Genomic DNA, 24,539 nt, shown 5'->3' with positions numbered 1-24,539 from the left:
GCGTGTTCCCCGTCGTCGTGGCGTCATTAGGCCGAGCGCGCCGGATGGCGGGGTTGATCTAGATCAATCGAATGCGCTTTCGGTGGGTATCTCTGACAAATGTCAAACGCAGTGCCGATGCGATGCTCAGGCGCGGCGCGCGACGCCTCGCTGGCGAATGCTGTCACGTACATCCACGTCGAACTCCACGTGCAGCACCTGCATGCCAGCAGGCACGTCCCACGCGACGCCATCACGGCTGGGCAGGCGCGCAGCCAGTGCGAGGACCCCTTCGCGTGGCAGCTTCAGCAGATACCCTTCGCCCTCGGCCATCAGTGCGGGATGGCTGTCGTCCTGCAGTTTCAGCGCCAGCGAGAAACCGCCGGCAGGACCGAAGGACGTAACGCTGCGAAGCACATCAGCGTCGAGCAGATGCGCAAGCTCCGCCTCGTCGATTCGCAGGCGGACCGATTGCTGCTGCAGCTGGATCTTCATGATGCAACGTCCTCCCATTGCGCGGGGGTATTGCAGTTGACCAGGTGTGCCGCATCAGTCGCGTCGAGCGGCAGCTCCAATACGCCCAGTTCCCGCTGCAGCGCCTGCAGCGAACGGGGCCCGTCCGGGTCCTGGAGCATGGACGCCAGAAGATTGCGACAAGCGGCATCAATGTTCAACCGCATTGGCAGCGGTTGCCCGACGAACCGCGCACAGCGGCTGTGGGGCGCGTCACGCAATTGCATCAACAGGCGGGCATCCAGTCGTGGCATGTCCACCGGCACCACCCAGACGGGTCCATCGACCAGCGTACGTACCGCGCTGTATAGCCCACCCAGCGGGCCGCAGCGCGGCACGCAATCAACGATGCCGTTCCACGCCGGATAGTCCCCGCTGACCCGGACCGGATCTGCACCGGCCTGTTGCAGCAACGCCTGCATGTGCACCAGCAACGGCACGCCCTGCCATGGCAGCAGGGCCTTGTCGCGGCCCATCCGCGAGGACAGGCCACCGGCCAGCACGATACCGGCGATCGCCCCGGCTTCAGCAGTGGGTTGGCTGGCCGTGGGCGTGTGCATGGCCATCCACTTCGGCTGTGTCCTGGCACAGGCTGCAGCCTTCGCTCCAGGCGCTGTCGCCATCTTCGTAGTGCTCCTGCTTCCAGATCGGCAGGCGGTGCTTGACCGACTCGATCAGTTGGCGGCACGCGCGGAACGCCGCATCCCGGTGCGGCGTTCCCGCCGCGACCACCACCGCAACCTCGCCCACCGCCAACCGCCCCTTGGCGTGGGCGACATACAGCGTGACGCGAGGGCCGAACTGCGCCTCCACTTCGGCGACCAACCGCCCGATCTCCTGCATCACCAAGGGCTCGAACAGGTCGTAGGTAATGCCCTGCACTGCACGCCCCTGGTTGAGGTCGCGCACCTTGCCGATGAACACGTCGATGCCCCCGAAACCCACGTCGGATACCGCGGCGATGGCCTCGGCCGGGTCGATGGCCGCGACCGTGCGGTCCACCACCTTCCACGCGTGTTGACCGCCCATGTCAGCCTCCGCTCACTGGCGGCAGGATCGCCACGCGCCCGTCCTCGGGCAGGCGATCGCCGTCCCGCAGCACCTGGCGCTCATCGGCGAACGCCGAATAGTCGAGCAACCCGGCCTTGAACTGCGGCCATTGCCGGGCCAGCAACGCACGCAGCGCCCGGCGCAGGTCGCCCACCCGCTCGCCTTCAGTCTGTACGACGATCTCGCGGCTCGGGTCCAGTTCCGAGAACGCGCCGAACAACTGCACCTGTATCTGCTTCATGACATCTCCTGCATCGACAACCACACCGGATCGCGGTGCCCCAGGCCCCGCACCTTCACGCGTGTCCCAGCGCGGACAACGTCGTCCGCGCCATCGACGATCGCCCAGGCGTTGGCGTGGAGCTGGGTTTTCAAACGAAAGGATTCCTGCCCGGCAAGCACCCTGACCGACAGGCTCCCCGTGGCATCAGCCACGATCTGGGCGCGCAGATGCACCCGCAACCCCGGCGGCTTGCGCAGGTCCGCCTGCAGGGGCAGCTGCAACGCCTGCTCGTCCACCATCGCGAGCATGCGCCGCAGCACCGGCTCCACGAAGAAGCGCTGCCCCACCGCAGCGGAAATCGGGTTGCCTGGCAGGCCGAAGTACAACGCGCCATCGGCAAGCCGCGCGAACAGCAACGGTTTGCCCGGCCGTATGGCGACCTTGTGGAAGACGATGCGCGCGCCACGGCCACGCAGTGCATCGGGAATGAAGTCATACCTGCCCTGCGACACCGCGCCGGTGCTGATCAGCACGCGGGCACCGGCGGCCGTCGCCTGGTCCAGGGCCTGCAGGAACGTAGCGGGTTCGTCCCCCACCGCGCCCTGCCACACGACATCCGCGCCGGCCTGCTGCAGGCGCCTGACCAGATAAGGGCGATTGCTGTCGCGGATCTGCCCTGGCTCCAGGGCCTGTGCCCCATCACTGACCAGTTCCTTGCCGGTGGTGATCACCGCCACCGGCGGGCGGCGGTGGACCTGCACGGTGGTGATGCCAAGCGCATGCAGCAAGGTGACCGCATTGACGTCCAGCGTCGTGCCTTGCGGCAGCACCACCTCGCCCTGTGCAACGTCCTGGCCTCTCAGGCGAACGTGCTGGCCCGGCCTGACCGCCTCGCGCAAGCGGATGCGCAACGGCCCGTCCAGATGCGCTTCCAGCACCTCCACCTGCTCCACCGGCACCACGCTGTCCAACCCGGCCGGCATGTGCGCGCCGGTCATGATCTCCCAGGCGCCCTTGCCTCCCTGTACCGCAGCATCACCGGCGGCCTGCCATCCCTGAACCGTGAAGCTGCTGCCGGCGGCGATCTCCACGCCATCGGCATGCAACGCAAAGCCGTCCATGGCGGAGTTGTCGAAGGGGGGGAGATCCTGCACGCTGCCCACCGCCTCGGCCAGCACCCGTCCTTCGGCATGCGCCACGTCGACACGTTCGACCGGCATCGGCCAGGCGGCGTCCATCAAGTGCTGCAAGGCGTCGGCGTAACTGATCATGCGTCCGCCTCGCGATGCTGGCCGTGGCCGAGGCCGTCCATCATCGCCAGCGCATGCCCCAGCACCGGGCGGATGATCTCCAGGCACTGGCCGACCGCACGCGGGCTGCCGGGCAGTGCGAACACCAGCATGCCGCCGACCTGCACCACATCGGCCCGGCTGAGCCAGGCCAACGGCGTGTGCTGCGCGCTCAGGCTGCGCACCATTTCCGCCAGGCCTTCCACGCGCCGCCCACCCACCGCCTGCAAGGCCTCCGGTGTGAGATCGCGCGGCCCCAATCCGGTGCCGCCGGTGCACAGGCAAACCCGCACGCCCGAATCGGCCAGGGCCTGCAAGGTGCCTGCAAGCGGCTCGATGCCATCAGCAAGCACCTGCGCCGCGTCGACCACGCCGCCCATCGCCTTCAACCCTTCGACCAGCAAGGGGCCAGACTGGTCGGCGTACGTGCCCTGGCTGGCGCGGTCGCTCAAGGTGAGCACCGCGCAGCGTGCCCCCTGCAAGCCGCGCGGCGGGCGCGGCTTGAAGCGTTCACGCTCCTCGTCATCCATGCCCTGCGGATGCAACCACAACCCGCGCTTCCCGCCCTCCTTGAACAGGAGGCGGATGCTGCCGATCTCCAACGCCGGCTCCACCGGCTTGCTCAGGTCATACAGGGTGAGCAGCGCGGCATTCACGCCCGCCAGCGCTTCCATTTCCACACCGGTACGGGCCTCGCTGGCGCATTCGCACCACACGCGGATCGCCTGCCGCTCCGGCACCGCCGCGCAGTACACGTGCACCAGCTCAAGCGGCAGCGGATGGCACAACGGCATCAACGCCGATGCCATCTTTGCGCCCTGCAGGCCGGCGATTTCCGCCATCATCAGCGCGTCCCCCTTGGGCAAGCGGCGTTCGACGATCAAGGGGTACGCCACCGGGCCGGCAAACAACTCCCCCACCGCCACGGCCCGGCGCCGGGTGATGCGCTTGTCGCGGACATCGGCCATATGGAAGGCTGCATTCATCGCGCCACTCATCGTGTTGTTCATCCTCCAATGGAAGCCAGGTGCGGGGTGAGCCCGGTCAGGCCCTGGTGCAACCCATGCCCGGCGGCCTTCAGGCCGAGCTGGGTGGTAATGCGTGCAAGCAGTGCGTCGTGGTCATCGTCGGACTGCAGCAAAGGTCGCAACGCAATGCCGAAATCACCAAACAAGCACAAGCGAAGGTCACCGCGCGCGGTGACCCGCAGGCGGTTGCAACCCTTGCAGAAGTCGCGCGAGTACGGGGCGATGATGCCGAAGCTGCCGCGGTAATCAGGATGGGTGAACTCGCGCGCCGGGCCGGCATCGGCCGCGCGTGGACGCTGCTGCCAGCCGGCCGCGTGCAGCTGTTCGATGACCACATCGGCATCCAGATGGTGGCGTTCGAAGTACGCCCGGTTGTCGCCGGTACGCATCAGTTCGATGAATCGCACGCTCACCGGCCGCTCACGCAGGAATTCCATCCATTGCGGCAGTTCGTCGTCGTTGCGTCCCCGCAACAGCACGGCGTTGAGCTTGATCGACTGCAGCCCCAGCTGCTGGGCCAACGCGATGCCCTCCAGTACCTCCGGGAGGCGGTCATGGCCGGTGATGGCATGGAACCGCTCGCGGCGCAGGCTGTCCATGCTGACATTCAGGGCCGTCAGGCCGGCGCGATGCCAGCCGGGCAGGCGGCGCGGCAGCAGGCAACCATTGGTGGTGATGGCCACCTTGTCGATGCCCGGCACGCGCGCGACGGTCTGGATCACCTGCTCCAGGTCCTTGCGCAGGCTGGGTTCGCCACCGGTCAGTCGGATCTTGTACATGCCCAGCGCGGCAAACGCCCGGACCAGCCGCCCGATCTCCTCCACCGCCAGGAACTGCGGCCGGCCATCAGCCTGGTACCCGTCAGGCAGGCAATAGCTGCAACGAAAGTTGCAGGCCTCGGTAAGCGACAGGCGCAGATAGGGAAAACTGCGACCGAAGCCATCGGTGAGTTGGCTCATGGCTGTTCCACCTCGTGACTCCACGCTTGTTCACCCGGCAACCCGGTGCGCCCTCATCGCATCAACTGGCTGCCAGCCTACGGGGGACAACCCGCCGGTGACATGACTTAAATCAATCCCTGCCCTGCCGGACTGTCCTGCGCTGTGGCAGCATGCCGGCACTGCCCCATGCCACCTGGCACAACCATGATGCTCAACGACTTTGATGGCCTGCTGCACGCGGCGGCCCAGCAGCAGCAACCCCAGCGTCTGTTGTTCGTCTTCGTGCGCGCGGACTTGCCCGAATCACCCACCTCGGACCAGCACCAGCGGCACGGCAACGGTGAAGGCGGAACCCTGTCCCCGGTACTGTGCGTGGACAAGGCCCCGCATGAACTGACGTCCTTCGCGGCCCTGGCAACCGAATCCAATACGACCGGCATCGCATGGGACCTGGTCTTCGTCGCCGCACTGGACGGGCGCGCAGGCATCCCTCCTTCCAGTGATGAAGCCAGTCAACCGTTACAGCTGATGGTCAATGCCATCAATGACGGCCAGATCAGCCGGTTCGCGGCCTTCGACCGCGACGGCAACCCGGTCCAGTTCTACTGAGCAACCTGCTGCAGGGTCAGGAAGAAGATCACCAGCACGGTGTTCAGCCCCCAGGCCACGGTCAGGCCGCGTGCGGCCACGCCATAGCTGGGGTTGTGCGCGGAAGGAGCGGCACGCCAAACGGTCGGGATGATCCAGCCGGTGTACACCAGCAGCACCCCAAAGATGCCCAGCATCAACGGGGTCATTCCCTGGGCCAGGGCCCACAGGGCCACTGCCCACAGCAGGTTGCTTGGAATCACGCCCAACAGCCAGAACACACGGCCCAGTGGCGAAGGGGATGGATGGCCGCCCGACGCCGGCAGCGGGCTTGCGACAGTCATGAGTCCTCCTGCTGGATGGAACCAATGCATGTGCGGCGAGCTTGCGCCTGAACACCGGCAGCGTCAACTTCAATGGCATGCAGCCACGATTCCGTCGTCGCCAGGCAGAACGGCGTGAACATGGCCTGGCCACCGATGCTGGCACAGTCGCCGGATATGGCAATGCCATGGAGCCCCGGCTCGAGACCGCCGCCGACAGAGATGCCTGTCCATCGGCTGTCCACCCGCAGCGACATCGGCCTGCCCCACCGCCTCCGGAATTGACAGCCCCACCATACGGACCGGCCAGATTTCTGAGCTATCCTCCGGCCAACGAGCCACTGCCCGGTCTCCACAGCGTTTAGCCAATCCGCCAGGTCGCTGCCCCGATGTCCGAATCCGACCCCGCTCCTGCTGATGACCTGCTCCCGGGAATCGTGGGTCGGCCGACGCTCCGCTGGCGTGCTGGCGAACGAAGCACGGTGATTGACCGTATTGCCGAGGAAGTCCCGGTTGCAATGCGCTACAACGGCGTTGCGTTCTCGGTCATGATGGCCACGCCCGCGGACCTGGAAGACTTTGCGCTGGGCTTTTCGATGAGCGAAGGCCTGATTCAACACGCCTCGGAATTACTCGGCGTGGAAGTCAGGCCCTGCATCGAGGGCATCGAGCTGTACATGCGAGTATCGCACACTGCACCGGTCACCTCGCTGCCGCCTGCCGCGGCACGGGGATTGCCGGGGCGCAGTGGCTGCGGGCTATGCGGGGCCCGACAGCTGGAGGATGTGATGCGCATGCCCCCGCCGCTGGAAAGTCCCGCGACATACCCGGTCGCCTCCCTGCGATTCGCCTTGGCTTCGCTTGGCAGGATGCAACCCCTGAACACGCTGGCCGGCTCGACCCATGCCGCGGCATGGGTGGATCGCAACGGTCGAATCGTCCTTGTTCGCGAGGATGTCGGACGACACAACGCGCTGGACAAGCTCGCCGGCGCGATGCACCGCCAGTCCCTCTCGACAGAGGCGGGCCTTGTTCTGATCTCCAGCCGGGCCAGCTATGAAATGGTGAGCAAGGCGGCGCACGCAGGGATGGCCATTGTCGCTGCCGTTTCTGCGCCGACAGCCCTTGCCATCGATCTGGCCAAGGCAGCAGGCATCTGCCTGGTCGGCTTTGCCCGTCAGGACGGATTCAATGTGTACGCACACCCCGAAAGACTGCTCGGCTTCGAGACGGACACTCCCCTTTGCTGAACATTGGCGAACGCGCCATCGGGCCTGACGTCGGCATTGTGGGCGCCGAGCCCCGGGGGGAAAGGACCGGATGCCCCCGTGCGGAAACTCACATGGAATCAACAATCCGGCGTTCAATGTTGCCGCCATGCCGAGGGGGCCGCACGCCACTGGATGGGGTCGTTCCTTTTTGATGGCCCCGGGCGCTGGTCTCGGCAGGCGTCTGGGCAGCAACGCAATCCGGTCGCCGCTGCAGTTGCGCCGGGCGGATCATGCCAGCTGAAGGCGCCACCACCAGCCGTTCCACCCGGCCAACCCTCCTTCGATGTACCTGGACAAGTGAGGCATCGTCATGACCGAGAAGGACATCCCCGGCATCCGCAAGTACGATGCGCCGGCAGGTGGCTGGGGAGCACTCAGGGCAACTGCCAAAGCGATCAGTGAGCAGATGGCAGCCCCGGAGGCTGCAGCCACGCTGTACCGGACCAACAAGCCCGAGGGATTCGATTGCCCGGGATGCGCGTGGCCGGACCGCAAGCACACCTCAACCTTCCAGTTCTGCGAGAACGGCGCAAAGGCCGTCACCTGGGAAGCGACCCGGAAACGGGTCACGCCGGACTTCTTCGCATCCAACACTGTTTCGGCGTTGCTGGAATGGTCGGATTACCAGCTGGAAGACCAGGGCCGCCTGACCAGCCCGATGGCCTACAACGCCGAGAAAGACATCTACGAAGCCATCGGCTGGGACGAGGCGTTCAACCGCATCGGGCAGATCCTGCGTGAGCAGCCCGACCCCAACATGGTCGAGTTCTATACCTCCGGTCGGGCCTCCAACGAGGCCGCGTTCCTCTACCAGATCTTCGCCCGGGAGTACGGGACGAACAATTTCCCCGATTGCTCCAACATGTGCCACGAGGCAACGAGCGTCGGCCTGCCGAAGTCGATCGGGATTGGCAAGGGAACCGTCTCGCTGGATGACTTCGACACGTGCGAGCTCATCATCGCGATCGGCCACAACCCCGGAACCAATCATCCCCGCATGATGGGAACGCTTCACGAAGTCGCACGGCGCGGCGCCCCCATCATCGTCCTCAACCCCCTGCGCGAACGTGCGCTCGAGCGTTTCGCCGATCCACAGGACGCGCTGGAGATGGCGACCTTTGGTGCGACGGAAATTGCTTCGTCCTACCTGCAGCCACGGATTGGCGGGGACGCCGCCGCCCTGAAGGGCATCATGAAGGCGCTGCTCGAGATGGAGGCCGAACAAGGGAAAGCGGCCGGCATCCTGGACCGTGAATTCATCCAACGCCATACCAATGGCTTCGATGCTTTTTCCGAGGATCTGCGTGCGACCTCCTGGCAGGGCATCGTGTCTGAATCCGGCTTGTCCGAGGAGGACCTGCGCAAGGTCGCGCAAGCCTACGCCAAGTCCAACGCGACCATCGTCACCTATGGCATGGGCGTCACCCAGCACAGCACCGGCACCGGCAACGTCCAGCAGATTGCCAACCTTCTACTCCTCCGGGGCAATATCGGAAAGCCCGGCGCGGGCATCTGCCCGTTGCGCGGCCACTCGAATGTCCAGGGAGATCGCAGCGTCGGCATCACCGAGAAACCCAGCGCCGAGATGATCGACCGGATCGAACGACGGTTCGGGTTCCGTGCTCCCGGCGCGCATGGCCATGATGCCGTTGCCGCCATGCAGGCCATCATTGATGGCCGCTCGCGCGTGCTCATCTGCCTCGGCGGCAATCTGGGGGTGGCACTGCCCGACGCGGAGGCCTGCTTCGCGGGCATGCGCAAGCTGGAGCTGTCCGTCCACATCGCCACGAAGCTCAACCGCAGTCACCTGCTGGTGGGCAAGCATGCCTTCATCCTGCCCTGCCTGGGTCGAACCGAGCAGGACATTCAGGACACGGGGCCCCAGGCCGTCACGGTGGAAGACTCCATGTCGATGGTGCATGCGTCACGTGGAAAGCTGAAACCGGCCTCCGAAGAGCTCCGCTCCGAGCCTGCGATTGTTGCGTGCATGGCCGCTGCAACCTTGCCGTCAAGCCGTGTGCAGTGGATGGACCTGGTGGCCGATTACGACCTGATACGTGACGCCATCGAAGCGGTGTTCCCGGATTTCTCGGACTACAACGCCAGGATCCGGATTCCCGGCGGCTTCCGCCTACCGCTGCCCCCCACTGAGCGCATCTGGCCCACGGCCTCCGGCAAGGCGGAGTTTCTCCGGTTCTCCGGCGTGGCCGAGGACCCCGTGGCGTCGGACGAGGCAGTCCTGAAGCTGGCCACCCTGCGTAGCCACGACCAGTACAACACCACGATCTACGGCCTGGATGATCGCTACCGTGGTGTCTTTGGCCGGCGTGACGTGGTCTTCATGAACGAAGAAGACATGCATGACCGCGGCATCCAGCAGGGCGACCAGGTCCGGGTGCGGACGGCACTGGACAACGAGGGGGACCGGGTCCTGGAGAACGTGATCGCCATCAGTTACAGGATCTCCAGGGGCTCCGTGGCGACCTACTACCCTGAAGGGAACTGCCTGATCCCGCTGAACTACATTGACCCGACGAGTGGAACACCTTCCTACAAATCGGTGCCAGTGCACGTCACCTTGGCATAGCCCTGTTCACCGCCTGTGGGCTGGGGATGCCCGGAAGCATCGGCTTCCACGCCTCCTTCCTGCCCTGTCGCTGCCCGCCGCCGGCGACGGATTCAATTGGCCGGGCGCCAGCGCGCCGCCGCCTCGGCGGCGAAAGCGGCATGGCTGCGCGGCGGCCTGCCCAACAGCGCCGTCATCCGGGCGACGGTCTGCGGGGTGGCCGGCGAACCCTGCTGCTGGAACCCCTGGAACATCATCCGCAGGTCATGCGCAAAGCCGGCCGGCACGTGGCCTGCCAGCTCCCGCTCGAAGCCCACCAGGTCATCACCCGCATAGGCGATGTCGTGGCCCAGTGCCCTGCCCCATCCGGCGCAGAGGTCGCTGGCGGTGAGGTTGTCCGGCCCGACCAGGTCATGACGGACCAACGGCAGTGCACCCGCTGCATGCTCGCGGCGCAGCAGTTCATCGGCGGCGACCTGGGCGATGTCACGGGTGTCCACGTATGCCATGCCTCGGTGCCCGACCGGATGCGGATAGCACCCCGCCTCCAGTGCATCCTTCAACGACAGGTCGTTCTGCATGAAGAAGGCCGGACGCAGAATGCTCGCCGCCATGCCGGTGGCCTCGATCATCCGTTCCGCCGCCACCTTGCAGGCGAAGTGAGGCACCTGCGGATGCAGCTCGCACTGGTAGACCGACAGGTAGACCACGCCGCGCACGCCTGCCTCCCGTGCGAGGTTCAGCACCGTCAGCGTCTGCTGCAGCTCATCACCAACATTGGGCGCCAGCAGGAACAGCGTGGAGATGCCGGCCAGCGCGGTGCGCATGCCCGCCACATCGGCCAGCTCCCCCTGCACCGCGGCAACGCCCGGCGGGAACCCCGCTGCGGCGGGAGAGCGGGTCAGCGCCCGCACGTCGGCGCCGCGCCCGGCCAGCAGCCGTACCACTTCACGCCCGGTGTGACCGGTGCTGCCGGTGACAAGGATGGTCATTGCATGTTCTCCAGGAAGTGCGCCGTCGTGCATCCGGTTGGATGACTTGACGATCGGAAGGCCCGGGAGAATATTGAGTGCCTGTCCCGGTTGGAAGTACGCACCGTTCGGTAAGTGCAATGAGCAGTCAGCAACCTCAACCCGATCCGGCACCGACACTGTCCGACCGCGTGCGTCGCGGTGACCTGTTCACGGGCCAGGACAATTGCCAATCACGCGAAGCTTTCGCGCATGTCACCAGCCTGTGGGGCGTACTGTGCCTTATTGCCCTGCGCGAGGGCACGCAGCGCTACGCAGAGCTGCGCCGCATGACCAATGGCATCAGCGAGAAGATGCTGGTGCAGACGCTCAAGCGCCTGGAAGCAGATGGTTTCGTGCGCAGGACCGCCCATGCCGTGGTCCCGCCGCGGGTGGAGTACAGCCTTACCGGATTGGGCGAGGAAGTGGCCACGCATGTGGCGGCCCTGGCCGACTGGTTCGAGGTGAACCTGGCGCGCATCCAGCAGGCATCGCAGGGATCCCCGCCGGACTGACCCGGCGCGCCCATGGTGCGGCGGCACCTACTTCAGGGCGTCGGCACCCTTGCTGTGGAAGCGGCGCACCAACTCCTCCAGGTACAGGTCCAGCGACGCATGCTTCTGGTTAATGCCCCAGCGCACCGCATCGATCAACGTGGCATCACGCATCTCCGCCGGCGGGCTGAAATCGTTGGCGCGCTTGGCCCGATAACGACGGGCACGTTCGGCCTGGGTCAGCGGTTCGCTGTAGATCTTGGGACGGCCACGCTTGCGCGGGGCATCGGCTTGTGGGGTGTTCTCGTCCTGCATTGCTTCATTTCTCCAGCGACCCGCGCACCTTAAAGTCACGCATCACAAATAACCAGCCCAACAGGAGCGACCAAGGCCGCGCCTGCTCAATGGAAGTCCCGCGATTCCACCTGCAGCTCCCCGAGCAGTTCGCTCAGGTCGTACAGGTCACCGGCAATCAGGTGTTCCACGCCATCCACCTTTTCCCAGCGCCCACGCACCGCCATCAGGCGTGACTCCAGCAACGCGCGGCGCCGGCGCAACGCTACATGCGGCCAGACGATCACATTGATCATCCCGCACTCATCTTCCAGCGTGACGAAGATGGTGCCCTTGGCCGTGCCCGGGCGCTGCCGCTGCGTCACCAGCCCCGCCACATGCACACCGCTGCCATGCGAGCGCTGGCGCAGCGCATCCAGCCCGGCGATGCGCCGCCGCGTCATCTCCGCACGCAACAACGCCATCGGGTGTTGGCGCAGGGTCAGGCCGGTGCTGTTGTAGTCGGACAGGATCTCCTCGCCGGTTTCCGGTGCATGCAGTTCCACCGGCCGCTCCTCCGGACTGCCCGGCAGCAGCGGCCGGCTGCGCTCGATGCCGGCCACCGCCCAGCGCGCCGCATTGCGGTTGCCCACCAGCGACTGCAGCGCACCGGCCTCGGCCAGCGCCTCGCGCGCCTTTCCATCCAACCCGGCACGCTGGCACAGATCAGCCACGCTGTTGAACGGCCGTTGCCGCCGTGCCTCCATCAGCGCCCGCGCGGCGGCCTCGGACAACCCGGCCACCTGGCGCAGGCCCAGCCGCAACGCCGGCTGGGCGCCCGGATCGGCATCGCTGCGCCACGCTCGTCCGCCCTGCAGCAGGTTGTCCCAGTCGCTGCACATCACGTCCACCGGCAGCACCTGAATGCCTTCGCGCGCGGCGTTGCCACGACGGGCGTCCTGCACGATCTGGCTGGCCGAATAGAACCCCATCGGCTGCGAATTCAGCAGCCCGCAGGCGAACGCGGCCGGCTCGTGCCGCTTGAGCCAGCAACTGGCGTACACCAGCTTGGCGAACGACGCAGCGTGGCTCTGCGGGAAGCCGTAGGAACCAAAGCCCTTGATCTGCTCGAAGATCTGGTCGATGAACGCTGATGAGTAACCCTTGTCCTCCATCAGCTCACGGATGCGTTTGCGATGCGGCTCCATGTCACCGCCGCGTCGCCAGGCCGCCATCGAACGGCGCAGCCCATCGGCTTCGTCGGCGGAGTAGCCGGCATGCATCACCAGTTCCATCACCTGCTCCTGGAACAACGGGATGCCCAGCGTCTTGCCGAGGATGTCCTTCACCCCTTCGGATGGATACGTCACCGGCTCCAGGCCCTGCCGCCGGCGCAGGTAGGGGTGGACCATGTCGCCTTGGATCGGCCCCGGGCGCACGATCGCCACTTCGATCACCAGGTCGTAGAAGGTCCTGGGCTTCAGCCGCGGCAGCATCGCCATCTGCGCGCGCGATTCGATCTGGAACACACCGATGGTGTCGGCGCGCTGGATCATCGCGTAGGTGGCCGGGTCTTCGGCGGGAATGCTGGCCAGGTCGAAGTCGCGCCCCCGGTGTTCGCGCACCAGGTCCAGCGTCTTGCGCAGGCAAGTCAGCATGCCCAGCGCCAGGCAGTCGACCTTGAGCAGGGCCATGCTCTCCAGGTCGTCCTTGTCCCACTGGATGATGGTGCGGTCGGCCATGGCCGCGTTCTCCACCGGCACCACGCTGGACAGTGCACTGTCGGAGATCACGAAGCCGCCCACGTGCTGTGACAGATGCCGCGGGTGGTCGCGCAGCATCTCGGTCACGTGCAGCACCTTGGCGATCAGCGGATTCTCCAGGTCAAAGCCGGCCTCGGTGATGCGCTGCTCCATCGGGGTCTCGCCGTTGCCCCAGCCATAGCAGTTGGAGAGCAGGCTGATCTGGTCCGGCGGCAGGCCGAACACGCGCGCCACGTCGCGCACCGCGCTCTTGCCGCGGTAGCTGATGACCGTGGCCGCCAACGCGGCGCGGGCACGTCCATATTTGCGGTAGACATACTGCAGCACCTCCTCGCGCCGCTCGTGCTCGAAGTCCACGTCGATGTCCGGCGGCTCGTCGCGCGCCTTGGACAGGAAGCGCGAGATCAACAACCGGTTCTCGCTGGGATCCACGGCGGTGATGCCCAGCGCATAGCAGACCGCCGAATTGGCCGACGAACCCCGTCCCTGGCACAGGATGTTGCGGTCGCGCGCGAAGCGAACGATGTCGTGCACGGTCAGGAAGAACGGCTCGTACTTGAGCTCGGCGATCAGTTCCAGTTCTTTCTCGATGTCATCGCGCACTTTCGGCGGCAGCGGCTTGGTCTCGTTCCAACGCTCGGCGATGCCCTCTTCGGTCAGCGCACGCAGGTAACTGGCCGGCGTATGCCCCGCCGGCACCAGCTCGGCCGGGTACTGGTAGTGCGTGTCGCGCTTGAGTTCAAACTGGCAACGCTCGACCAGCGCCACCGTGGCCTGCAATAACGCCGCCGGATAGATGTTGCCCAAGGTGCGCCGGGCGCGCAGGTGGCGCTCGCCATTTCGGAACAGGTGCGCGCCGGCCTCGGCCAATACAACGTTGTGACGGATGGCGGTCAGCGTGTCCTGCACGATGCGGTCGCGACGGCGCGCCATATGCACATCGCCACTGGCCAGCGGCACCAACCCGGTCGAGCGGGCCAACGCCAGCAACGCGGCCAACCGCTCGGCGTCATTCCATTCGCGGTGCAGCTCCACCGCCAGGAAGGCACGCGCACCGAACACCGCTTTCAACCACCTGCCCTCGTCCGCTTCGGGCTCGACGGCCGGCAACCACAGCGCGAACAAGCCGGGCGGCTGGTCCTGCAGCACGCGCTCCACGTCGGCCCGCCCGAGCCGGTACTCCCCCTTGCCTGCCGAACGCCGTCCATCCGTGATCAGGCTGCACAGCTGCCGGTAACCGGCCCCGTTCTCCACCAGCAGCACCAGCTTCAGGCCATCGGCCAGCGTGAACTCACTGCCGACGATCAGGCGAACGCCGGTCGCTTTTGCCGCTTCCCAGCCCCGCACGATGCCGGCCAACGAACACTCGTCGGTGATGGCCAGCGCGCTGTAGCCACATTCCCGCGCCCGCTCGAACAGCTTTTCGGCACTGGAGGCGCCGCGCAGGAACGAGAAGTCGGACAGGCAATGCAGCTCGGCATAGGCCGGGCTGCCATCGGCCGCGTGATGTGCCACATCGTCGTTGGCGGCAGCGGCCAGACGCTGGCTGACACGCCAGTTGCGCGGCGCGCGTGCGCCCGGTGTGTCCGGCTGCACACCCGGCGGCAGGTCATCCCGGCTCATGCGAACCAGCCCTGCAGCATCCAGCCCTGCTGTTCGCCCGGCGCGGCGAAGACCCAGGCGCGCTGCCCCTGCACGGTCTCGACCACGTAGTAATCGCGGCGCGCATCGTCACCGTCCCACCAGCCACTTTCCAGACGCTCCGGCCCGGACAGGATGCGCACCCGCCCGTCCCGCAGCGGCACCGGTTCGGGCAACAACCAGGTCGGGCGCGGTGGGCGCTGCGGTGCGGTCGTCTCCACCGCTGCATCACCGCTGACCTTTTTCCACGCCCGTTCCGGGCGCGGGTCGTCGCCGGCCGCCAGCCGATACACCGCCTCGTCCCCCAGGCGCGCCCGCAACCGCTCGCGCAGGTGCGGCCAATCCATCGCCTGCTGCGGGCGGGTATCGAACAGGTCACGCGCGGCCGGGATGAACGGCGGCAGCTGTCGCGCCAACAAGCGCATGCCCACCACCGGGCGCGGGATCTCCACCCGCTCCAGGCGGTTGCGCGACAGCTCGAACAGCATCGACGGCGAACGCTCGGCGGCCAGCAGGCCGACCTCCACGTCGGTATGACCTTCCTCGTGCTCCAGCCGCAACAGGAAGCGCTGCACGCCGCCGTCGCGGATGGACAGATAGGTACACAGGTCGCCGATCAACCGCCGCAGCGGGAACAGCAGAGCTGTATGCGTTTCCACCTCATAGCCCAGTTCCAGGCGTGAATCGAAATGGTCCGGCGGCGCGTAGCAGCTCAATGGGTCATCGGCTTCGCCATACAAGCGGCGCAGGTGCTCCAGCACCTCGCCACCGAAGCGGCGACGCACGCCTTCGCTGGGCAGCCCGCGCAATGCGGCCAGGGTACGCACGCCCATGCGATGCAGGCGCTCACCGGCATCACCGGGCAAGGCCGCACGCCGCACCGGCACTTTGTCCAGCAGGCCCTGCAACGCAGCCAACTGGGTAACCGCCATGCCATCGCGCAGGCCCACCAATACCCGCGCCGCACGCGGGGTGGGTGCCAACGCAATGCGGTGACGGAAGCCCAAGGTATCCAGCTCCTTGCGCAGGCGCCGCTCGAAGCGCGGCCACGGCCCGAACAACTGGAAGCTGGCCTTCACCTCCAGCACGATCGCGTGCGACCACTGCTGGCTCACCAGCGAACTGTGCCGGTATGCCCACGCCGCCAGGAAGCGATGCCAATGCGCCTCGGCCTTGGGATCGAAGTCCAGCGTGCGTACCTGGGCCAGCAACGCATGCGCCGCCGACAGCCGCATGCCCGGCGCCAGCCCATGCTGGGCGGCGCTGTCGTTGACCGCGTACAGGCGACGCAGCTGCGCCGGGCCATCCACCAGCGCCAGCGGCAGTTCCGGATCCGGCAGGCGGCGCAGGACAGCGTCCAGCGCCAGTTGCGGCAGCAGAATGCAGGCCCAGAGCATGGCGTGCGCTCACTGCACCAGTCGCAGGGGCTGCGACGGCACCTGTCCGCCGCGGCATTTGCGCACCTGCCAGGCATCCTGCGCCGGCAGGTATTCCAGCCGCAGCGCGGCCGGCGAGGCATTCACCGCATGGCGTCGATCACGCAATGCAAAACCACAGCAATCGCCACTGTCGGCCGCCACCTGCAGGCGTCGCATCGCCCGCGCATCGGCGGTCTTCGGCCACCCCAGCACCGCCGCACAGGCACCGCTGCGCAGGCATTGCTCGAACGCCCACAGCGCATCGCGCGGCTCGGCGTCCACCACCTCCAGCCCGGCCAGCGCCACGCCACCGGACTGCCACGCCGGCGCATAGGGAATGTATGGAGGCGCCACCAGCACCACCCGGTTGCCGGCCTGCGTCATCCGCGCCAGCGTCGGCAGCAGCAACGCGATCTCGCCCATGCCATCGGCTGGCAGCAGCAGTTCCGTCAGTGCCTTGCGCGGCCAGCCACCGGTGGGCAACACCGCGTCCAGCGGGGCGTGGCCGGTGGCCTCGCCCTCATGGTTGAGCGCACTGCCACGGCTGGCCCGCCATACCGTGCGTGCCGCCATCAGTTCGTCCAGGGCCAGTACTTCGCCCATTGTTCAACCCTGCCTGATCAGGCCGCAGTAGATGCCTTCGATGGCGAAGTCGGCATCGGCCGCCACCACGATCGGCGCATGTGCCGGGTTGCGCGGCAACAGGCGGATCCCATCGCCCCCCCGCTCCAGCCGCTTGATGGTGATTTCATCGTCCAGGCGCGCCACCACGATCTGGCCGTTGCGTGCCTCGCCGCTGCGCTGCACCCCCACCAGGTCACCGTCCAGGATGCCGTCGTCGATCATCGAATCGCCCTGCACCTGCAGCAGGTAGTCCGGGCGCCGCGCGAACAGGCCACGGTCCAGCCGCAGTTGCCGCTCCAGACCGATGTCCGGCCCGATCGGCTGGCCGGCCGCCACCCGGCCCAGCACCGGCAGGTTCAGCACGGCCTGCGGCTCGGCCCCGGGGATGCGGATGCCCCGCTTCTGCCCGCTGCGCAGCTCGATCAGCCCGGCCTCGGCCAGCGCCTGCACATGCTTCTGCGCGGCAGTGCGCGAGGCAAACCCGCAATGGGCCGCGATCTCGGCCAGGCTGGGCGGCGCGCCCTGGCCCACCCGCTCGCGCAGGAAGGCCAGTACCGCTGCACGTTGGGAGGACAATTCTGACATGGTGTACATATGTACACCAAAGGCATTCAACTGCCAATAACGGATTACAAAACCTGACAGGCACGTCGCCGGCAAGCGGTCTCCCCGCGCCCATTCACCTCACGCGCGCCACTGTCCATGGCCCCATCAACGCCATCTGCCGGAAACCAGACTGCAGCATCTGTAGGAATAAACTTACAGGGCGTCGGGCCTAACCCGCATTGTGTAAGGGCCATCCCGACGGGAACATTCCTAACTTCTGACAGGCAGCCACGGCGTTGGATGCTTTATGAGTTACGAAAACCTACAGGCCAGTTTTGACAGCCTGGCCCAGGAAATCGTCGTCTACGCCTTCGCCCTGCGCGATGGCGAACGCAAGCATATGATGCGCGAGCTCTGCCTGATCGCCGGCCAGATTGCCCAGCTGGTGCAGGGACGGGCCGATGAGGTCAAGATCCTGTGCGCGCTGGACGGCACCATCCACCGCGCCAACAGCATGGTCAACGCCGTGGAGCAGTGCGAGAACATCCGCGAGCGCACCGCGCGCCATTACCTCGGCAACCGGCACACCTGCCGCGATTGATCACCGCATCGTTGCGCCGCCGCTGCGTTACCCATCCACCGTTCCACCCTGCCGGCCCTGGACGAAGGCCTTGAAGGCATCGGCAGGCAACGCCTTGGCATACAACCAGCCCTGCGCGTATTGGACGCCGGCTTCCATGAGGTAACGCGCCTGCGCCTCGGTCTCCACGCCTTCGGCCACCATCGCCAGATTCAACTGGTGTGCCATGCTGATGATGTGGTTGACCACGATGCTCTGGGCGGCCTCCTGGTCGATAGCCTTGACGAAGGACTTGTCGATCTTCAGCGCATCCAGCGACAGCCCCTCAAGCAGCGACAGGCTTGAATAGCCGGTACCGAAATCGTCGATCACCACGCGGTGGCCCGCGGCGCGCACCTTCCGGATCGCCACCGCGGCAGCGGAGGCATTCATGAAACCGTGCTCGGTGATCTCCAGCCAGACCTGCGATGGGTCCACGCCTGCCCGGCTCACCGCCTGGGAAAGCCGGGGCAGGAAGCACGCCGTCTCCATGTCATCGGCGGGGATGTTGAGGCTGACATGCAGCTCGCCATGTGCACGGAAGAAGGCCCCCATTTCCTCCAGCGCGGTTTCGATCACCAGTTCCGTCAGCGCCGAAGTCAGGCCCTTGGCTTCGGCCAGGGGCAGGAACTCGCCGGGCAAGGCGATCCGGCCATCCGGCTGCGGCCAGCGCACGAGCGCCTCGGCCCCCCGGCAACGGCCGGTCGTAAGATCCATGATCGGCTGGTAATGCACCACCAGTTCGCGGTTCCTGATCGCCCGCTTCAGGGCTTTTTCCGGCGAGGGCTGCTGCCGCCACACGCACAGGATCAGGCCCAGCAGCATGGCTGAGATGACGCCACCGATGAGCACGGTGTAGCGCCAGTCCAGCAGCAGCGATGCTTCGTGCGCACCCTTCTCGACAAGCGCGAACGCGACCAGGCCCGAAACCGGGCGCGCGGCAAAGACGAACTGGTCGGCGCGCGGCGAATGGCCTCCGACCAGCAGCGCCTGCACGAGCTGCGGGTCAACCTGCGTGGAGGATTCCAGCACGCGCCCCTGGCGGCTGGCCACCCCGTACACCGTGCCCTTGTCCGCGACCAGGTCGGTGAGCCGCCCCGGCGTGATGAGCACGCCATAGTCCCCGCGCCGGATCTCGACGCGCGGGCTGCCCTTGAACAGGACCGGACGCTCGGCGTAGGACAGCCAGTTGCCACCGCCGATATCAAGGTCGGACGGATGCGCCGGCACCGGCGGATCAATGCTGCCCAGCCGCGAGCAGACCAGTTCCGAGTTCCTGAAGAAGCCCACGTCCTCGATGCTGCGCGAGTCCGCGGCCACCTGCCCCATCATCTTGCGGTGCGCGAGCGAACAGTCGGTCCGGTCGATGCGCTGCGCACGCGACAACGCCTGCCTGGCATCATCCAGCGTGCGTTCCACGCGTGATGCGGTCCAGGCAGCTGCATTGCCAACGTATTGTTCCTGCGCCCTCAGTGACTGCGCCTGCAGCAGCTTCGACACGCCAAGCAGGGGGAGCATGCCTGCGGTGATTGCCAGAAGCACTGCGCTGAACATTACCGATCGTTTTCTCATGCACCCTCGCAATGTCGGCATGCCCTCTCCCTTGGGCAAACCGTCATTACGATACACCCGCCATTCACCTCCATGGGGGAAGGGCCGTTTCAGCCCCGGGCCTGGCCGGCGCCCCATCGACGCCACGTCCGCCAGGCCTCCGGCAACTGGCCGCAAAAGCCCCTTGACGCTCGGCCTGCCGTCAGGCGCATACTGGCCAAAACCGTGACATCCGTTGCAGATTCAGGGGGCTGTGATGGGATTTGCAGAGCTGCGCGCAGCGCTTGAGGACTCGGCCTCCGAGCTGATCGCCCATGCCTATGGCATGTCACACGCCGAGCGGTCTTTCCACCTTCAGCGGGTCGGCCTGCTGGCCGGCCGGGTGCTGTCGGCCGCCGACGGGTTGCCCGATGCGGGGGCGGTGGCCGCATCGGTTGATGCCCTGCTCCACCGGGTCCAAAGCCATGTCGGGGCCATCGAGCAGTGTGAGCGGATCCTGCGAACAGCCCCCGGGTGGCTTACTCCGTCCCGGCGCCTGCCCTGACGAAAACGGCCCGGGGAACCGGGCCGTGGCGGTCGCCAGGCAGCAAGCCGCTGCCTGGCGTGGTCTGCAGCAGTCCCCAGGACGAGCGCTGCAGTGGTGACCGCCCAAAGCGGTCGGTGACACGCTTTGCTTACTTGAAGTCGAGCGTCTGTTCGAACGACTTCAGTGCGTGGCGTGCCAGCGCCAGGTTGGCGCGGGAGCGGTCCAGTACCACGTACAGGAACAGGTCCTGGTTGCTCTCCAGCGGGCGCAGCAGGTGGTACTGCTTGGCCAGGGTGATCAGGACATCGTCAATGGTGTCGGTCAGCCCCAGCGAAGCAGCGGCACGACGCTTGGCGCGCACCACTTCGGCGTTGCCGGCAGCGGCGATCTCCATGTTCAACGAACCGCCCCCGAGCAGGCCCAGGGCCATGCCGCTGCCGCTGTCCACCAGCGCAGCACCCACAAAACCCTCCAACTCGCTCAACTTGTCCAGCTTCACGTTTCCAGCCATCGCTTGATCCTTTTCGACTCCATGGTGACCCGCTCGCACGCCGGCAGGCCGGCCGCGCAAGCGATTGGGGCGGAGTCTAGGAGCGCAGGGGAACGGGCTTCACTCACGGATGATCGCAAACCGTCGCGCATGCTCTATTTCGATCACACGCAACGGCGATGGCAATACCTCAGCAGGCGACGGTATAGGCCAGCAGGCGCTTGCCCACCACGGCCAGGATGCGGTTGAGCAGTTCGACATCCGTGGGCTGGCCCAAGTCCAATGCCTGCTTGATGACGCGTTCGGGCAGGTCCAGGCTGGCGGCCGCCGCCCTGAAATCGCGCCCGCTGGCAAACATCTCGTTGATGACCATCACCTTGAGGGCCTCGCCGGGCGAGAGCCGCACGAAGAAGGAAGGCGAAGGCCGGGCCTTGGGAACACGGATGGGCAGCTTGGAGCGCACGCAGCGGGCGATCTCCGCCAACAGCGCACCCTTGAGCTCGATGAGCGGATCACGGCGGGCGGCAACGGAAACTTCCGGCCAGTCAACCAGCGCCACCTTCACTTTTCCCTGGCTGGCATCCACTCGTACCGCGTACTTGAACATCCCGTGATCTTGCTGGTTTCCCCGAGGCAAATCTAGCAAACGGAATGTGAAGAGAACTGTCCACGCAGATCACAAATCAGGGGGCGTGCTCCCCCACGAACACCCGCCGCCATTGCAAGGGAGAAGCCTGTAGCGCCTGCATGATCGACGCCATCAATCGATAGGACAGATGGCGGCGATGCAGCCCGGTCGCGGCAGGCACGTCAGATCGCGCCCGGGCGCAACCGCAGGCTGCCCAGCACCTGGTCCCAGGCCGCCAGTGCCTCGGCATCGTTGCCAAAGGCGGCGGCCGGCGCAGCCTGCTCCTCGGTCAACAACTGCAGCGAGAGGAACGGGAACTGCAACGACTCCGCGCGCCCCTGCGATTCCCACAGGAACGCGTACATGCGTTTGCCGCCCTCCTCGGCATGGGCAAGGATCTCCTGCCCTTGGATCGGCCCCACGTCGCGCTCACCGCGGCGCAGGTTGCGCATCTTCGCCTGGGCGGCGGCGTACTCGGGTGGCAGGTCGCTACTACGCTGCAACAGCGGGCGGTCCGGCCGCCCGGTCACGTACGACATCAGCGTCATCCGGGCGCCCGGATAAGCGCGTGGACGCAGGCCGATGGTCATCTCCTCGCTGTTGATGCGGTTGCCCGCGATGAAGCCCGAGTCGATGCAGAACCCGGCGGCGGTCGGGATGGTGGCGGGATCGCGGTAACTGATGCGCGGGCGCAGGGCGCGATAGTTCTCGATGGCGGCCGGCAGTTTGGCCGCATCGGTCTCGCCGCTGACCAGGTAGCGCACGCCATGCGCACGGTCCAGCACATACAGTTCCTGCCGATGGCCGGCCTTGCTGGTGTCGCTCACCCAGGAGGTCAGCAGCACCGCATCCTCGTCGATGCGGGTCTGGCTCACCGACATGCTGCCGCCCAGCCGATGCGACGCGGCCGCCAACGCGGCCTCGCGCGCGGCAACCTGCTGCCGGAACCGTTCGGTCGAAACGCCGGTGGCGGTCTCCACCTTCTTCTTCGCATACACGTAGCCAGGGTTGACCGTGGTACCGGCCGGGACATCCAGCAGGAATCGTCCAATGCACAATGTCTTCATATCGCTTTCCCGTTGTAGCGGCGCCGCACAGGCAACACCCGCGGCGCCAAGGGCCAATACCGTCAACGCCAGCAGGGCGCGCAGTGCCGGCCATCCCGAGGCCATCGTCACCCGCTCAGGCCCAGTCCGCGCCCTGCGCCAATCGCACCGCGGCGTACAGGGTTGCCCATCGCGTGCGTTCATCGTTGTAGCTGCCTTGGTGGTCATAGCCCTTCTTTCCCTTTTTCGCGTACTCGCCGGTACCGAGACTGCCTTGCCGGAAACACGCCAGCACATCGATTTTCGGGGCGGCACCTGAACAGGCCGGCACCGTGCCGTCACCGGGGTCCGCCGGGTCGGCGATCTCCAGTTTGATCTGGCCGCCTGGACCCTTGAGCTTGACCTTCCCGTTGCGGTTGTCCGACACCGTCTCCATGCCGTCGGCACTCATCATGCTGCCCCCGCTCCAATGCAACTCCCCCCAGCTCAGCTGCTTTGCATCGTCGCCGTAGTGCACGTAACTGGGCGCGTGGTACTTGCGGCTGATGTCCTTGTGGAAGAACTGCACGCCTTCGATGTTGATCTGGAACGAGGTGCGCGCCGACAACGTCGGGCCATCCTCCTCCTCGCGTGCCGACGCCGCTTCCGCGGTCGGCGCGGAAGGGTCGAGCAGCTCGGTATTGCCCTCCGGGACCAGCCCGTACCATTTCGTGTTGAGGTAGATCTCCTTGTACGGGTCACCGTTGAACGGGATCCGCGCCCCGTTGTCGCCCAGCTGCAACCATGGCTTGCCCTGGTTGTAGTCGGCGGCCGGCAGCAGTTCCAGGCCACCCGGCGCCTGCGCCAGGATCGCGATCACTTCCCCTGCATTGCGGCCCAGGATGATGCTGGAGACGCCGGTATAGCCCGCGCGGCAATGGTGATAGGTCGCGGCGGCGCCGGTCGCCGGCATCACGCCATGCGAGATCCCCAGCAGGTTGCCGTAGTTCTCCAGCCGCGAAATCGCACGCGATACCAACCCGCCCATCGAGTGCGTCACCAGCACCACCTTCTTGGCACGGACGCCGCGCTTGGCGTAGTACGGCAGGATCACCTGGTCGATGCGGGCAATCATGTCGCGGGCAGACAGGCGATTGCTCTGCAGCCAGTTGTAGCCGCCAGACCAGACCTCGAAGCGATAGTGCGCGGCCTTCTTGCACTGCTCCGGCGTCAATGCCGCGCTCATCCCGTTCTGCTCGCCGTACTCGGCCGGCGCGCGTACGCCATCGCCGCTCCACCACGGCTGCAGCTTGCCGGCGGACATCAGGTCGTTGAGCTTGCGGTGCATCTCGGCCATCACCGGGTTGTAGGCCGAGCGCATCAGCGAGCCCCATCCGCGTTCACGCGCCAGCGCTTCGGGGATGGTGCCCTCCGCGTCCAGGGAACCGCGCTCGTCCACCTCGGACGTCAACGGGTTCAACAAGCGTTGCCGGGTAGCCGCGCCCCGGAACAGGAACACGACCATCTGCCCCAGCGCCCCCAGGATCGCGCCCACGCCGTCGGTATTGGGCGGCCGCCACACCGGGTCACCGGTGATCGTGGACTTCAGGTTGGTCCCCATGATGCCGGGCACGAAGATCACCGGGATCACCGCATCGGTGTCGGCCTCGACCACTTTTTCGCGCTGGTCCTTCAACGCGGTCAGGCGTGCGCGCGCGACCGGGCGTCCGTCGGCATCCCAGTCGCCGGTCGGCAGCAGTACTTCGCCTTTCTCATCCATGCGTCACGCCTTCCCCAGGATCTTGATGACCACTTCATCGATGCCCTGCCCACGTTGCCGCGGCAGGCGTCCCTGCGCATCGGTGACCAGCTCGCTGCGCCCACCGTCACTGCGGGTGATCTCCACGCGCGTATTGGCCATGGGCTCCCCGGTCGCGCGATGGCGCACGACATAGAGATCGTCAAACTGCGCGTTGGGCCAGCTGTTCATTTCGGTGGACAGGTGCGTCGGCCCCACGAACCGCTTCCTGCTCGCATGCACGGTGATCTTTCCCGGGCAGTTGAAGCTGATGTTGCCGCCCTCGATCGTCACGCTCGCACCACCGGCGGTGGCGATGTGGATCGTCTTGCCGGCCGCCAGCTCCACCACGCCCTGCGCAC

At 66.5% G+C, this 24,539-nt stretch carries 27 protein-coding genes; 6 read left to right on the top strand and 21 right to left on the bottom strand.

The annotated features are described in order from the left end of the window. Nucleotides 1-126: 126 nt before the first annotated feature. The 7 genes from IB227_RS00135 to moaA are packed head-to-tail and all read right to left on the bottom strand — an operon-like array spanning nucleotide 127 to nucleotide 5,041. Nucleotides 127-474, bottom strand: coding sequence for a hypothetical protein (locus tag IB227_RS00135; RefSeq protein ID WP_192285639.1), 348 nt, complete (start codon nucleotides 472-474; stop codon nucleotides 127-129). Continuing rightward, a complete protein-coding gene (locus tag IB227_RS00130) occupies nucleotides 471-1,052 on the bottom strand; it encodes a molybdenum cofactor guanylyltransferase (RefSeq protein WP_225591541.1) in 582 nt (193 codons plus the stop codon). The genes IB227_RS00135 and IB227_RS00130 overlap by 4 nt, the downstream gene beginning before the upstream one ends. Then, nucleotides 1,018-1,521 (bottom strand): molybdenum cofactor biosynthesis protein MoaE, encoded by a 504-nt coding sequence (locus IB227_RS00125; protein ID WP_192285634.1) that lies wholly within the window; start codon nucleotides 1,519-1,521, stop codon nucleotides 1,018-1,020. Before IB227_RS00125 ends, IB227_RS00130 begins: the two co-directional genes overlap by 35 nt. Before the next feature lies 1 nt (nucleotide 1,522). Then, the gene (locus IB227_RS00120; protein WP_192285632.1) at nucleotides 1,523-1,783 is read right to left on the bottom strand and encodes a MoaD/ThiS family protein; all 261 of its coding nucleotides are present in this window, start codon (nucleotides 1,781-1,783) and stop codon (nucleotides 1,523-1,525) included. Next, entirely contained in the window at nucleotides 1,780-3,036 is a 1,257-nt protein-coding gene (gene glp / locus IB227_RS00115) for a gephyrin-like molybdotransferase Glp (RefSeq protein ID WP_192285630.1), read from the bottom strand. The genes IB227_RS00120 and glp overlap by 4 nt, the downstream gene beginning before the upstream one ends. Beyond that, complete coding sequence (gene moaCB, locus IB227_RS00110) at nucleotides 3,033-4,052, bottom strand: bifunctional molybdenum cofactor biosynthesis protein MoaC/MoaB (protein WP_192287224.1); 1,020 nt, start codon at nucleotides 4,050-4,052, stop codon at nucleotides 3,033-3,035. The genes glp and moaCB overlap by 4 nt, the downstream gene beginning before the upstream one ends. An 8-nt stretch (nucleotides 4,053-4,060) precedes the next feature. Then, nucleotides 4,061-5,041, bottom strand: a complete 981-nt coding sequence (gene moaA, locus IB227_RS00105; RefSeq protein WP_192285628.1) for a GTP 3',8-cyclase MoaA — start codon at nucleotides 5,039-5,041, stop codon at nucleotides 4,061-4,063. Nucleotides 5,042-5,227: 186 nt separating this feature from the next. Between moaA and IB227_RS00100 the strand changes: the two genes are divergently transcribed. Continuing rightward, nucleotides 5,228-5,632, top strand: a complete 405-nt coding sequence (locus IB227_RS00100) for a ribonucleotide reductase subunit alpha (RefSeq protein ID WP_192285626.1) — start codon at nucleotides 5,228-5,230, stop codon at nucleotides 5,630-5,632. On the opposite strand, the gene IB227_RS00095 is transcribed toward IB227_RS00100, so the two are convergent. Both IB227_RS00095 and IB227_RS00090 read right to left on the bottom strand, forming a co-directional pair. Continuing rightward, a complete protein-coding gene (locus tag IB227_RS00095) occupies nucleotides 5,626-5,955 on the bottom strand; it encodes a hypothetical protein (protein WP_192285624.1) in 330 nt (109 codons plus the stop codon). The genes IB227_RS00100 and IB227_RS00095 overlap by 7 nt on opposite strands. Continuing rightward, complete coding sequence (locus IB227_RS00090; RefSeq protein ID WP_192285622.1) at nucleotides 5,952-6,191, bottom strand: hypothetical protein; 240 nt, start codon at nucleotides 6,189-6,191, stop codon at nucleotides 5,952-5,954. Before IB227_RS00090 ends, IB227_RS00095 begins: the two co-directional genes overlap by 4 nt. Nucleotides 6,192-6,323: 132 nt before the next feature. Between IB227_RS00090 and fdhD the strand changes: the two genes are divergently transcribed. Continuing rightward, nucleotides 6,324-7,184: a formate dehydrogenase accessory sulfurtransferase FdhD gene (gene fdhD / locus IB227_RS00085; RefSeq protein WP_192285620.1), complete on the top strand. Its 861-nt coding sequence runs from the start codon at nucleotides 6,324-6,326 to the stop codon at nucleotides 7,182-7,184. 331 nt (nucleotides 7,185-7,515) lie between these two features. After that, complete coding sequence (locus tag IB227_RS00080) at nucleotides 7,516-9,792, top strand: FdhF/YdeP family oxidoreductase (RefSeq protein ID WP_192285618.1); 2,277 nt, start codon at nucleotides 7,516-7,518, stop codon at nucleotides 9,790-9,792. 92 nt (nucleotides 9,793-9,884) lie between these two features. Here IB227_RS00080 and IB227_RS00075 read toward each other — a convergent pair whose 3' ends face one another. After that, nucleotides 9,885-10,763, bottom strand: coding sequence for an NmrA family NAD(P)-binding protein (locus tag IB227_RS00075; RefSeq protein ID WP_192285616.1), 879 nt, complete (start codon nucleotides 10,761-10,763; stop codon nucleotides 9,885-9,887). Between the two features lie 119 nt (nucleotides 10,764-10,882). On the opposite strand from IB227_RS00075, the gene IB227_RS00070 reads away from it, so the two are divergent. Then, entirely contained in the window at nucleotides 10,883-11,296 is a 414-nt protein-coding gene (locus tag IB227_RS00070) for a helix-turn-helix domain-containing protein (RefSeq protein ID WP_192285614.1), read from the top strand. Between the two features lie 27 nt (nucleotides 11,297-11,323). Here the strand turns inward: IB227_RS00070 and IB227_RS00065 are convergent, their stop codons facing one another. From IB227_RS00065 to lexA, 5 genes are all read right to left on the bottom strand, one after another. Then, nucleotides 11,324-11,590, bottom strand: coding sequence for a hypothetical protein (locus IB227_RS00065; protein WP_132865979.1), 267 nt, complete (start codon nucleotides 11,588-11,590; stop codon nucleotides 11,324-11,326). A gap of 86 nt (nucleotides 11,591-11,676) precedes the next feature. Beyond that, entirely contained in the window at nucleotides 11,677-14,934 is a 3,258-nt protein-coding gene (locus IB227_RS00060) for an error-prone DNA polymerase (RefSeq protein ID WP_192285612.1), read from the bottom strand. Next, the gene (locus IB227_RS00055; RefSeq protein ID WP_192285610.1) at nucleotides 14,931-16,349 is read right to left on the bottom strand and encodes a DNA polymerase Y family protein; all 1,419 of its coding nucleotides are present in this window, start codon (nucleotides 16,347-16,349) and stop codon (nucleotides 14,931-14,933) included. Before IB227_RS00055 ends, IB227_RS00060 begins: the two co-directional genes overlap by 4 nt. Before the next feature lie 9 nt (nucleotides 16,350-16,358). Further along, nucleotides 16,359-16,973 carry a translesion DNA synthesis-associated protein ImuA gene (gene imuA / locus IB227_RS00050; RefSeq protein ID WP_192285608.1) on the bottom strand — a complete coding sequence of 205 codons (615 nt, stop codon included), beginning with the start codon at nucleotides 16,971-16,973 and terminating at the stop codon, nucleotides 16,359-16,361. Nucleotides 16,974-16,976: 3 nt separating this feature from the next. Continuing rightward, nucleotides 16,977-17,579: a transcriptional repressor LexA gene (lexA, locus tag IB227_RS00045; RefSeq protein WP_192285606.1), complete on the bottom strand. Its 603-nt coding sequence runs from the start codon at nucleotides 17,577-17,579 to the stop codon at nucleotides 16,977-16,979. 268 nt (nucleotides 17,580-17,847) lie between these two features. Here lexA and IB227_RS00040 point away from each other — a divergent pair, with 268 nt between their 5' ends. Next, on the top strand, nucleotides 17,848-18,141 hold the full coding sequence (locus IB227_RS00040) for a hypothetical protein (RefSeq protein ID WP_192285604.1): 294 nt from the start codon (nucleotides 17,848-17,850) through the stop codon (nucleotides 18,139-18,141). 27 nt (nucleotides 18,142-18,168) lie between these two features. Here IB227_RS00040 and IB227_RS00035 read toward each other — a convergent pair whose 3' ends face one another. Further along, the gene (locus tag IB227_RS00035; RefSeq protein ID WP_225591648.1) at nucleotides 18,169-19,848 is read right to left on the bottom strand and encodes an EAL domain-containing protein; all 1,680 of its coding nucleotides are present in this window, start codon (nucleotides 19,846-19,848) and stop codon (nucleotides 18,169-18,171) included. A gap of 97 nt (nucleotides 19,849-19,945) precedes the next feature. Here IB227_RS00035 and IB227_RS00030 point away from each other — a divergent pair, with 97 nt between their 5' ends. Then, entirely contained in the window at nucleotides 19,946-20,254 is a 309-nt protein-coding gene (locus IB227_RS00030; RefSeq protein ID WP_192285600.1) for a hypothetical protein, read from the top strand. Between the two features lie 130 nt (nucleotides 20,255-20,384). Here IB227_RS00030 and IB227_RS00025 read toward each other — a convergent pair whose 3' ends face one another. The 5 genes from IB227_RS00025 to IB227_RS00005 all read right to left on the bottom strand — a co-directional run. After that, the gene (locus IB227_RS00025; RefSeq protein ID WP_132865973.1) at nucleotides 20,385-20,747 is read right to left on the bottom strand and encodes a roadblock/LC7 domain-containing protein; all 363 of its coding nucleotides are present in this window, start codon (nucleotides 20,745-20,747) and stop codon (nucleotides 20,385-20,387) included. A gap of 169 nt (nucleotides 20,748-20,916) precedes the next feature. After that, the gene (locus IB227_RS00020) at nucleotides 20,917-21,333 is read right to left on the bottom strand and encodes a hypothetical protein (RefSeq protein ID WP_132865972.1); all 417 of its coding nucleotides are present in this window, start codon (nucleotides 21,331-21,333) and stop codon (nucleotides 20,917-20,919) included. A gap of 203 nt (nucleotides 21,334-21,536) precedes the next feature. Then, nucleotides 21,537-22,421, bottom strand: a complete 885-nt coding sequence (locus IB227_RS00015; protein ID WP_192285598.1) for a T6SS immunity protein Tli4 family protein — start codon at nucleotides 22,419-22,421, stop codon at nucleotides 21,537-21,539. A gap of 115 nt (nucleotides 22,422-22,536) precedes the next feature. Then, nucleotides 22,537-24,159, bottom strand: coding sequence for a hypothetical protein (locus tag IB227_RS00010; protein WP_192285596.1), 1,623 nt, complete (start codon nucleotides 24,157-24,159; stop codon nucleotides 22,537-22,539). A 3-nt stretch (nucleotides 24,160-24,162) separates the two neighbouring features. Next, nucleotides 24,163-24,539: DUF2345 domain-containing protein (locus tag IB227_RS00005; protein WP_192285594.1), on the bottom strand; the 377-nt coding region annotated here is incomplete at its 5' end.

It is taken from the genome of Stenotrophomonas sp. STM01, from assembly GCF_014852135.1.
In the GTDB taxonomy this organism is placed as follows: domain Bacteria; phylum Pseudomonadota; class Gammaproteobacteria; order Xanthomonadales; family Xanthomonadaceae; genus Stenotrophomonas; species Stenotrophomonas capsici.
This window is presented reverse-complemented; position numbering and strand designations above follow the sequence as displayed.